7 protein-coding genes are annotated in these 11068 nt (G+C 54.4%); 6 read left to right on the top strand and 1 reads right to left on the bottom strand.

Annotated features, from left to right (window positions below):
• The 4 genes from ACHFFA_RS11365 to ACHFFA_RS11350 all read left to right on the top strand — a co-directional run.
• Window positions 1-1608, top strand: a 1608-nt coding sequence (locus ACHFFA_RS11365) for a DarT ssDNA thymidine ADP-ribosyltransferase family protein (RefSeq protein WP_394270946.1), incomplete at its 5' end; no start/stop codon positions are given.
• Between the two features lie 9 nt (window positions 1609-1617).
• A complete protein-coding gene (locus ACHFFA_RS11360; RefSeq protein WP_394270945.1) occupies window positions 1618-3045 on the top strand; it encodes a macro domain-containing protein in 1428 nt (475 codons plus the stop codon).
• A gap of 604 nt (window positions 3046-3649) precedes the next feature.
• Entirely contained in the window at window positions 3650-4555 is a 906-nt protein-coding gene (locus ACHFFA_RS11355) for a hypothetical protein (protein ID WP_394270944.1), read from the top strand.
• 52 nt (window positions 4556-4607) lie between these two features.
• A complete protein-coding gene (locus ACHFFA_RS11350; protein WP_394270943.1) occupies window positions 4608-5204 on the top strand; it encodes a hypothetical protein in 597 nt (198 codons plus the stop codon).
• Window positions 5205-5330: 126 nt separating this feature from the next.
• On the opposite strand, the gene ACHFFA_RS11345 is transcribed toward ACHFFA_RS11350, so the two are convergent.
• A complete protein-coding gene (locus tag ACHFFA_RS11345) occupies window positions 5331-5903 on the bottom strand; it encodes a recombinase family protein (protein WP_394270942.1) in 573 nt (190 codons plus the stop codon).
• 230 nt (window positions 5904-6133) lie between these two features.
• On the opposite strand from ACHFFA_RS11345, the gene ACHFFA_RS11340 reads away from it, so the two are divergent.
• Entirely contained in the window at window positions 6134-8077 is a 1944-nt protein-coding gene (locus ACHFFA_RS11340; protein WP_394270941.1) for a DNA methyltransferase, read from the top strand.
• 2 nt (window positions 8078-8079) lie between these two features.
• Window positions 8080-10635 carry a DEAD/DEAH box helicase family protein gene (locus ACHFFA_RS11335; protein ID WP_394270940.1) on the top strand — a complete coding sequence of 852 codons (2556 nt, stop codon included), beginning with the start codon at window positions 8080-8082 and terminating at the stop codon, window positions 10633-10635.
• Window positions 10636-11068 lie beyond the last annotated feature (433 nt).

Here is an 11068-nt window from a genome sequence, read left to right as displayed (position 1 = left end):
TTCCGCGAAGGTGGGCGCAGACATGCTGGGCTCGTCAGGATCAAACTGCACTATGAGGCGGCGGTTCATACCGCGCCAGGGGAGCGAATGGACAGCGAGGAGCCTCCGAACGTTCGGGTCGCCTGCTCGGGTGATATCGATCTACCTCTTGTCCTCATCCATACCAGCCTAGAATTTTTTGCCTCGCTCGCTACACGCTTCGAGAAGAACCATACGGGCTGGTCGACGATGCGAACAGCGCATCGCACCAGAGCAACGGGGATAATACCAATGCCAATTCCGGCTGCCTATAAGCATCGCTTTGTCTACCATTTCTCTCACATCGACAATTTACCTGGCTTGCTTAAGCTCGGCTTCCTGTCGAATAATCATTCCCAGTTCCCGAAGAAGCACCGGTCGATCGCCGCTGCTGGCATCCAGGAACGTCGTGCCAAAATGCAGGTAACCTGCGGGCCGGGCGGATGCGTTCATGATTACGTGCCGCTTTACTTCGGCTCGGTGAGCCCAATGCTGCTCGGTGTGGTGAACGCCAAGAATGTCGACCAATACGACATCCTCTATTTCGAGTTTCCGATCGCCTTGGCAGACCGGGCCGACGCGGTGTTCTCAGGCGCCTCAGCGAATACGCAGGTTCCCCCCGCATTCTACAGCGATCCCACGGACCTTGATAAACTTGACTGGGCCGCGATCGACAGTCGCAAATGGGGCAATGTCGACGAGGCCTTTCGGCATCGGCGCATGGCCGAGCTGCTGGTTCACAGCGAGCTTCCGGTCACCGCGGCTACACGTTGCGTGGTCTGGAACGGGGACGTGAAAAAGCGCGTCGAGGCAATAGTGGGCCCGCAGCCGTTTCCCGCCATTGAGTTCCAACATCAATGGGATAGGCCCCATTGGTTCACCGACTTCGCCAGCGGTGGCAACGCGAGCGTCGTGAAAGGGCCCGGTGAGATCGCCACGATCTTCGAGCTTGCCTGCGAATATGTGGACCAGCATGCGGGCTCGCATGCCGACACCGCGAAATTCAAGAATTTGAAAGAACTGCGCGACGCACTGCGCGCGGACTTTGGCTGCCTGCCCGAAACCGCCGAACTCGTTGGTCTAAAATCTGCAAATGGCGTGCACAAGCGGACTGTCGACGTCCACACCAGGGAGGTAGTCGACAAGCTTCTGTCGCTTCCCGAATTTGCAGCACTTGACGCAAAGCCTCAGCGTCTGGTCGAAATCGCCGCGTATCTCCATGACATTGGCAAAGGTCCGCGGGCGCGCTGGGACGATAATGGAGGGCTGCAGAAGGTTGATCCCAATCATCCGGTCGGCGCAATGCCAATGATGGCAGAAATCCTGACCGAGCATGTCGGCACAGTTGGCAAGACGTCGGCCAGGAAGTTGATGAAGCTAGTCTGCTACCATGATTTAGTCGGCGACGTGCTCGGCAAAGGGCGCGAGGAGCAGCAGATTGTCGATGTCGCCGATAGCAAGGAAGAGCTCGACATGCTCTTTGCCCTTGGCAAGGCCGACGCTACAGTGCTTGTTGAACATTGGTGGAACGAATGGGCGGCGAACGCACTCTATGATCGCTGCCTCGAAGCGATCGAGGAGGCGTTGTAAGCGCACGCTATGCTGGAATTCACGCAAGGGGACATGTTCGAGGCTTCGGCGGATATCCGCGTCAACACGGTGAACTGTGTCGGCGTAATGGGCGCTGGCGTCGCCCTGGCGTTCAAGCAGCGCTATCCCGATATGTTCAAAGACTATAAGGCCGCCTGTAAGGACGGGCAGATATCGCCGGGCCGGATGCATGTGTGGAAGTCGTTGGAGGGCGACTGGATCATCAACTTCCCTACTAAACGCGACTGGCGCAATCCATCACGCTACGAAGATATTGAGGCCGGGCTCGACGATCTACACGCGTATCTCAAGGGAGTCGGACCGGTTACGGTGGCGCTCCCGGCGCTTGGCTGCGGCCATGGCGGACTCGATTGGGAGCGAGTCTCGGCCATGATCCGCGAAAAGCTCGATGACCTCGATGCGAATATCCTCGTTTTTGCACCCTCGGCTTCACGCCAGGCAGGACGAGTGGCTACCCAAGCGCCCACCGACGACGAGCGCGCAGAAGCAGCGTCGCTCGGCTATGAAATGCTCGAGCTCGGTGAGATGCCGGCGCTCGCTCAGTCTGGGCCGCTCTTCTTGCTCGGCAACCCACGATTGCTGTCGCGAAAATGGATTGCGCTGCTGCCTTCGCGTGCGCCCGGGGACCGGGAAATGCAGGCGCTTCACACTATTGCCGCCGAGTTGGCGCGATCTGAGACCCGCGCGGCAGTTGCGCTCGTCCATGGCGCAAAGGTGAGCGTAGATATCAGCCAAATCTTCGTCAATCAGGGGATCGACACGCTGCTGCTGCTGCCTTTCGGAGTCCTTACCCGCAAGGCGATCGCTCGTCAGCCGGCGATGCAAGCTGATCGCTTCCCAACACTCGCTTCCACCGCGCCGCCCAGCGCCAAATGGTCGCGCCAACTTTTTGCCCAGGCACAGGATTTGCTCCGTACAAATGCAGCCGCGATGCTGCTTTCAGACCCTGAACCCGACTGGTTGACCGACAAGGGACTTGGCAGATGGGCGGAGACCCCGATCTCGTATGTCCGTTACGAGACGACGCCGATCCATATGCGCGAAGCGCTGGCAGGAGTTGGTGCGCGTCGGATCGCGCGCCGAGGCGAAGACGGATCACCCGACATCGATGCGCTTATCGCTGCGGTATATCCGGACGGCAGCGACCCACCGGCTAATATTGTCGATCGGGGAGTCGAAACGAACAGGGCCGACTCGCCCCCCAATCTTCAGGAGCTGGATGAATCGATGGGCAAGGCCGAGGTCGTGACTATCGCTTGGGACACAGTTCCTAAGGCAGCTCGCCACGACCTACTTGCCTGCTTGACTGACCTCGACGCAACCGGGATCACTCTATCAATGAGGCTGCCACCAAATCTCGACGAAGTACATCGCGAGCGCCTTAAAGCGATCTTGCCCCTTCACGACGGGAATTAATTGGACACCATCGGATCGATGTTGCCGCGTACGATGCGTATCAGAACTTGCCGAGCAGGGACAAGCCTACTGCGTTGTAGTCCCTGCCAAAGCGGCGATGAACAAATATTCTTCGTAAGGCGCCGACAATGGTCTTAACGTCAGATTGTCGTCTCGAAAACCCGCAGTTGGGCGACCGTCCCAAGAGGAGCCAACTACCGCCGTCACAGAGACATTTGGCGCTCTGCTACGCGTGGAAATGCGGGCAACCTGCTTTTCAAGTAAACAGAAAAGCGAAGGTCAATTCGACGCTTTAGTGACGCCCCTGTCACTATAAATCGTTAACCAAAGAAACCGCTGGCCAGCCGCAGAACTTCTGATATCCGATCGATGTGGGCAGATGCTTAGGCGTTCACCCTCGGCTCTTTGAAAACGTCGAACTATCCTCGCCCCACTTTCGTAGGCGACCACACCCTATGCAGGGTTCGGTCGGTCTACCTCGACCGCGTTGGTGCTACCCGCTTGCGGGTACTCAGGTTCAATTCCTGTCGCGGCCACCAACCGGCACAATCGCCGGGTTTGGGCGCGTAGCGGGCTAAATCGCTGCACTTCGAGGATAGACGTAATGAAGATCATGAACATCGATGAAGCGCTGCTGGCAGTCAACGATTACCACGGCGCTTATAAGGCCGCCCTTTCGTCTGAACAGGCCGACAAGGACTCGTTCAAGACGAACGGCCACGAGCGTAACTATGTCCTGTTGGCGGAAGCGTCGCGCATCTGCGCTGCGCTGCTCGCCAATCCGGAGGTAATGGCTCAGGTGTTGACCAGCTTCGGCATTTCGGCGGCAGGTGAGAACCAGAACCCGTTTGGCCCACTCGTCCGCGCCTTGTTCCGCAAGGAGAAGAAAGGGGGGGGAACAGAGTTCAACAAGAGCTGCTGGAAGTTCGGTAACATCCTGCGTTTCATCCGCGACGAAGGATGGAAGCCGGAGGAAGTAGCCGACCAGCTCAGGTCTTTGGAACGACCCGTCGACGGGAAGGTGAAGAAGAAGCTTCTTTGTGCCGAATTGCTCGACCGAGCCAAGTACTCACACGAGGACGACGACACCCGTCGCACCAACGCCCTTGCTCTCCAGTACATGTTGGAGAGCGATGGGATCGGGGTTGTGGAAGGTGACATCGAAGTCGAGGATAAGGCGGATGGCCGCCTTATCACCTTGGCTGCGAGCTGGTCCGCAAAGCAGGGCAAGTGGATTATCAGGGCAGTGGCCGTCACTAATAATGACGCCGTTGCCAAGGCAATCATGCCCGAGGCATTGAAGGCTTATGAGGCCGGGTCGATGGATCTGTTGAAACGCGTTGCGCAACAACACATCCAAATGAACGCAGCCAACCTTACCGCTAGTGAGACACGCATGTTCGCCGAAATGCAAATCGGCGACTTTGTTTGGCCGGTTCCTGTTCCGAATGCCGCAAAGGCGAGATCCAAGGCGAAGGCCAAGGACGAAGCAAACGCGGTGGTAGCTTGATGATCGTGGGCCGGGGGATACCCGGCCCTCGTCACTTGTGACGGAGCAGGACATGAAACTGACTAAGGTACAACGCTATCAGCTTCGTAAGATGGTCGAGGGCTTGGCGGATTACTCGTTGGAAGTCTTAACTGACGATCAGATGCGCGATTGGTTGGGACTAGACTTCATCAAGTATGCGGAGGAAGGGATTGCCGCTACTCTGAAGGCCAGGTCCGAAGGTTACAGAGCGAAAGCCACCGCGACGAATTGGCCGCGTGAAGTTCACAGCTACTTTGACGTTAGGAAACTGGCCGAGAGAAACGCTCGCAACCTACCGGCGAGGATCGCAACTCAAAAACGCATCATTGAAGCCGCCACCCGTAAGATTGTTGGGATGGAACAGGCGCACGAAGCGCAAGTGAAAGGCGCATGGAGGCGGTACCACGAGGTACAACCCCGTGCTCCGTGGTGGTTCGTTCCGGGCACTGAGGAAGCGGGGTTGCCCCCCAACATTTGGGGCGATGACAATCCACCATACGAAGCAGTCATGGACGGCGAAATGAACCCGCGAAGACGAAGCCAGATTGAGGCGATCACACGGCTCCTTGAAACTGGCAATGATCAAAGAACAGATGATCTATACGGCGGTGATGACGTACTTCCGTAGATTTGGCTGAAAACCTCGGGACGGTGATGCCGAGCATCTGTATGACCTCATTATCGAGACGTTGAATCGTCTAGAAGCCGAGTTCGAGTAATCGATCATCAAGGGGCTGACCGAAAGGTCGGCCCCTTATTTTCGTGCGTCCTCTTCTCCCAACCAACCTTCGGCAACGCCAAGTGCACGGTAAACGCTCGTGCGGCTGATGCCGAGCGCGCTAGCAATGGCGGTAGGCTTCGTCCCTTCGCCGTGCAGCCGACGCACTTCTCCGAGGTCCACGGTGCGCTTGCGGCCCTTGTAGACCCCGCGTTCCTTGGCGCGGGCAATGCCGTCGCGCTGTCGATCCTTGCGCAGATCGTTCTCGAACTCCGCCACGGCCCCTAGTATTGCAAGCGTCAACTTACCGGTGCTGGTTGATGTGTCGATAGCTTGGCGCAGGCAATGGAATGCGACCTCTTGCCGGGTCAGTTTCTCCAGCAGCGCGTAGAGGTCCGACAACGAACGCGCAAAGCGGTCGAGACGGACAACAACGAGCGTATCGCCCTCGCGCACGAACTCCAGCATATCTGCAAGTCCCGCCCGAGCGGTATTTGTGCCGGTAGCTTTGTCCGTGAAGATGCGTTCGCAGCCGTGCGCTTCCAATTCGGAAAGCTGCACGTCAAGATTCTGGTCGGACGTGGACACGCGGGCATAACCAACGATCATACGCTGCTCCTGTAGCAATAGGGACTAAGACCCACTGCCGATGCTGTCACATTGCTAGGAGAGCGACCTTTTTGTGACGCTCCTGAGCGGGCGTGGTGACGTCGCACACGGGTAAACCTCAAAAGTGCGAGTTCGCCGCGAAGTTTTTGGGGTGTCCAAAACCCGCTCTCCACCATCGACAGGGAAGCGGGGCCGACATAAGGCTCTCAAATGAAAGCGGGATTGACGGCATGACACCAGACCAACGTGCGACTTTGATTGAACTTCTGTCCAAGGGGGAGACGCCTTCGCCGGAATGGTCGAGAATTGTTTTTCCACCGGAGCGGCGAGAGTACGAGCTTGTCTACGGTGGTAAGGCGAGAGACGAGGAGATCATTTCCGAGACAATAGCCGTCCCAATCCAGCGTGTTCGCAAATTCGGGAAGCCTGAGGCCGAAGAGGACCCAGAGAACCTTCTAATTTTTGGCGACAACCTCCAAACGATGAAAACGCTATTGGAGGACAAGAAGCGTGGCCGTTTCAAGAACGCAGATGGCTCAGATGGTTTCAAGCTAGTCTACATCGATCCGCCTTTTGCCACTAAGCGGGATTTCACAGGCACGGCAGGTGAAAAGGCCTACCAAGACCGGGTCATAAATAGCGAATTTCTTGAATTCTTAAGGCGGCGGCTGGTTTTCATCCGAGAACTGCTCGCAGATGACGGCGTCCTTTTCGTCCACACCGACTGGAAGAAGGGTCATTACATTAAAGTCCTTCTTGATGAGATAATGGGTGAATCCAGGTTCCGAAATGAGATCATCTGGTGGTATTATAATAAGATGCAGGGAAATATCGGCCATTTCCCGTCAAACCACGAATGCATCTACTTTTATTCAAAAGGGCCAAAGTTCAAATTCGAGGCCCAGTATCTCGAGAGAGAGGACACTCAGCGTTTGCTCAAGCGGGCATGGGACCCGGCATCGAAACGTCTGGTCAACGTGCGCGGGAAGGATGGGAAGGTCGAATATATCGAAACGGACGAGCGTCGCATGGATGACGTTTGGCGCATCTCGATGCTTCAGCCAGCTGATAAGAAGGAGAATTTACGATATCCAACGCAAAAACCTGAGCTGTTACTCGCACCAATCATCTCATCGTGTACCGTTGAGGGAGATTACGTTCTAGACGCCTTCGCGGGCTCTGGCACGACCTTAGCAGTTGCCGAGAAGCTTGCGCGGAAATGGGTCGGCATCGATGTCGGAAAATTGTCGATTTACACTATCCAAAAGCGGATGATGAAATTGAGGCAAGGCATTGGAAATACGGGCCGGTCCCTGAAGCCGAAGCCTTTCGCACTTTGTAATGCCGGTCTCTACGACTTCTCGAAACTTCGCGATTTGCCGTGGGATGCATGGCGCTTTTTCGCATTAGAACTTTTCCAATGCAGGGACGAACCGCACCGCATAGGTGGCGTGCAATTCGACGGCTTTCTACGCGGGGCGAGCGTACTAATATTTGACCACAAGAAGCACCACGGGGCACGTATCGATGAAGGTACGCTCCAAAGTATTCATGAAGCTGCTGGCTCGAAGTTGGGCACTCGTTGTTTTGTCGTCGCCCCTTCTCTTACTTTCGATTTCCAACAGGATTACTTACAGATTGGAGATGTTCGATATTACGCTCTCCGTATTCCCTATTCCATCGTTCAGGAGCTCCATAAGAGAGAGTTCTTGGCTTTGCTTCAGCCCGGTGGTGCCGATCAAGTCAACGCTACGGTTGAGGCGGTCGGATTTGATTTCATTCGAACACCCGAGGTTTCTTACAAAACGGGTGTGAAAATGATCAAGGGCAAGCCGATGGCGAAGCTCAAGGTCAGTGCTTTTCAAAGCGAAGCCTCAGTACAGGCACCAATCCAGTCTGGGGATTTGGCTTCACTTTCAATGGTCATGATCGATCCGGCCTTCGACCCAGAGACTGACACCGTGGACGTTCAGCACATTGCCTACGGCGATGACATAAGATCTTCTGAGAATGAGATCCTCTTTCCGATTCCCTCGACGGGAAAAGATGTGATGATCGTGTTCGTCGACATGTACGGTAACGAGGCACGGGAATTGATTTCAGCCTCAAAATTCTCGCCACCGCAGAAACCGCTTCTGAAGAAAGCGCCGCAAGCCAAGAAAAGAAAGCGCTAGAAATGCCAGCAGATTCGAGAATTTTCCGTAATGAGGAACTCGTTCTGGATATGCCTACAGATGTCGATCCCGATATCTGGAACGAGGACCCTTACGAGCCTTTCATTGATGAACTTTGCGGTCATCGCGAATACCAAAAGGACGCGATCCGAGCCGCAATGCGGTTCCTGGCGGGCGGTAGGTTTTCAAACATCGCAGAACTTGCAAGCTGGAATTTCGACCGAAAAGAAGCGCTGCGAGATAGATACAGGTCGGAGGAGAGCTTCCGTAACCAACTGCTTTTGCCTGATAAGCTGGCATGTTCGTTAGATATCGCCACAGGAGCAGGGAAGAGCTACGTCATGTATGGCGTCGCAGCAATCATGCTCGCAGAGGGCCTCGTTGACAGAGTTTTGATACTCTGCCCGACCCTCACCATCGAGGCAGGATTGCGAGAAAAGTTTCGAGAGCTCTCGTCCAACGCAGACCTAAACGACCTACTGCCAGCCGGTTCCAAGATCCGCAATCCCAGCGTCATTTCTGCAGCTGGGAGCCTAATCAACGGATCGATCTGTGTAGAGAACTATCATGCTGTGCTCGAGCATGTCAGCTCTTCTATCCGGGAGAGCTTAGAGGGGCAGGGCTCACGGACCTTGGTATTGAATGACGAAACACACCACGTTTGGAACGCTCCGGGTGGGAAAGTTCATGAGTGGAAAAATTTCCTCGCCGACGACGAATTCGATTTCCGGTATATCCTGGGAGTATCTGGGACCTGCTATGTGAATGACGATTACTTCACCGATGTAATTTTTCGTTACTCTCTGCGGCAAGCGATTGAAGAAAGGTTTGTAAAAAGAATAGAATACATAGCGGAAATGCCAGAAACGAGTGCCATAGAGGAGAAGTGGCAGCTCGTGCACCAGCGACATTCTGATAATAAACGGAGACTGAAATCCCGCGGTATCAAGCCGCTGACCATCTTGGTCACTAAGGATATAAGGTCCTGCAAACAAGTGGCTCAAGACCTCATAGAATTTCTGTCAGATCTTCCGGAATATGAGGATGTAGACACTTCGAAGCTCGTCTTGCCAGTCACTTCTGCCCGTGAGCATCAGCCAAACGTTGCTGAACTATCTCGTGTGGACCAATCGGAAAGTGCGGTAGAGTTCATAGTCTCCGTCGCGATGCTGAGTGAAGGGTGGGACGTGAAGAACGTGTTTCAGATCGTTCCACATGAGGAGCGAGCTTTTAACAGCAAGCTGCTAATCTCTCAAATTCTGGGGCGTGGCTTGAGGCGACCCGAACCTTGGGTAGGCAAAGACCCGGTTGTGACGGTATTCAATCACGACGCTTGGTCCGTTCGCATCCGTCAACTTGTCAACGAGGTTTTAGAAATTGAGCGAAGAGTTACAAGCCGAATAGATCCATCTTCACCATTTAATTTCGAGCTTCACCATCTAGATTATACTCGATTGGAAGACGTTTCTGAGTTCGCAAAGAAAGGTGAGTATAGACTATTTAAAAATGGGTACGTCGAGCTGCCAACTCAGGTTGAAGCAGAAGATGTCTCCATCGGCTATGTTGATGCGACCACGGAGCAGGAAACCCAGTTTAGAGGCGTCATTGAACATAAGACTTGGTCGGCCGCCGAGATAGCCCGTCAAATGCACAACCGCCTTCGAGCGATCGACGAGGAGTCGAAAGATGCTGACGACCCCGAAGATCGGACGGCTTACTCCTCCAAATTTACCGCGGCGGCCTGTGAAGAAATTGTAAGAAAATCTCTTGAAAAAGCCAATGTGACGTCTGGTCGTGTGATCGATGCTAACCGGCAAAGGTTTTTACAGGCTCTAGGCACTCTTCGTCGGAAATCGGCAAAGCGTGTCGTGTACAAGCTGCGGGCGGAAGGTCTCAAAATTCTCAGCACCAGTGATCGCCCGGCCGACAGCATTAGCGCTGCTGAAATTCGCAGAGGTTCTAAGACAATTTATCATACTGAAGGATCGGCAGGTCTTATAGCTGAGGAACAGCAAGAATTTTTTGCTGAAGTGGTTGATCCTGATGGTGATTTTGCGGCAGGCCAAGTCCTCGTTCAGAATGCCTTAGACTTTAAAACACCGCTTAACTTTGTAATAGCTGATGCTACTCCAGAGCGCCGCTTCGTCAGAGCACTCGTTACTCGACAAAATGCAATGGCAATCGACGCCTGGCTGAAGAACAGTGCGGCTCGGTTCTACGGGATCGAGTTTGCCTGGAAGAAAGGCGACCATCCGAAGCGCGGGGAATTCAGTCCGGATTTCTTCGTGTTGCAAGGCGATGTTTGCATTGTTGTGGAAATCAAGTCCGACGATGAGATTGCTGATCCATCTGCGGAGAACGTTAAAAAGTACCAATTTGCTCGGGATCATTTTGAAGCGGTAAACGAAAAGTTGCGGAGCGAAGGCGAGTTACGGCGCTATCACTTTACTATGTTGACGCCGGCCAACTTCAACACGTTCTTTCAAAAGGTCCGTGAAAGAGAGCCAACTGGGTTCATGTCCGAGTTGGATGTTGTTTTAAGGGCGCAGCTTGATTGAACAGCAGACTTATTATGATCGGTGAGCTTTCAACTAAGTCAAATTGTCTGCTTTCTTCAGCGTGGGCTGCGCTGGCTTGCAAACCCTCAGATGCGCTTTGGATAAATAGAAATGCAACGGCACGTCGGAACGCTGTCGTGGCGTTCTGGCTCGCCGTTCACCCAAGCAGAGCTTGACCCGCTAGGTATCCGACGTGCCCTAGCGGGTCATTCTTTGACATTTTACATACCGATTTTGAAGGTCCCTACCCCGAGTGACTGCGGGATGGATGAGCTGCGGTGGCGAGCTGGAAGAGGACGACGCGAGAGCGCATGGCACCAGCCTAATAAATGCACTCCGGAGGCAAACCATGGCTGTATGCAAACCGTCGCTTTGGTTTGGCTCGTGAAATGATTGTTGGTAAAATCTTCTAAAACCAACCTCTGTGGGACCT

The organism is Qipengyuania sp. (assembly GCF_043423005.1).
Lineage (GTDB): Bacteria > Pseudomonadota > Alphaproteobacteria > Sphingomonadales > Sphingomonadaceae > Qipengyuania.
The sequence above is the reverse complement of the archived record's forward strand: the minus strand, read 5'-3'. Positions and strand labels throughout refer to the sequence as shown.

Bases quoted from the DNA above. Each gene is read 5' to 3' on its own strand.
- ACHFFA_RS11350 (WP_394270943.1), top strand. From the start codon at position 4,608: ATGAAACTGACTAAGGTACAACGCTATCAGCTTCGTAAGATGGTCGAG.
- ACHFFA_RS11355 (WP_394270944.1), top strand. From the start codon at position 3,650: ATGAAGATCATGAACATCGATGAAGCGCTGCTGGCAGTCAACGATTAC.
- ACHFFA_RS11345 (WP_394270942.1), bottom strand. From the start codon at position 5,903: ATGATCGTTGGTTATGCCCGCGTGTCCACGTCCGACCAGAATCTTGAC.
- ACHFFA_RS11335 (WP_394270940.1), top strand. From the start codon at position 8,080: ATGCCAGCAGATTCGAGAATTTTCCGTAATGAGGAACTCGTTCTGGAT.
- ACHFFA_RS11340 (WP_394270941.1), top strand. From the start codon at position 6,134: ATGACACCAGACCAACGTGCGACTTTGATTGAACTTCTGTCCAAGGGG.
- ACHFFA_RS11360 (WP_394270945.1), top strand. From the start codon at position 1,618: ATGCTGGAATTCACGCAAGGGGACATGTTCGAGGCTTCGGCGGATATC.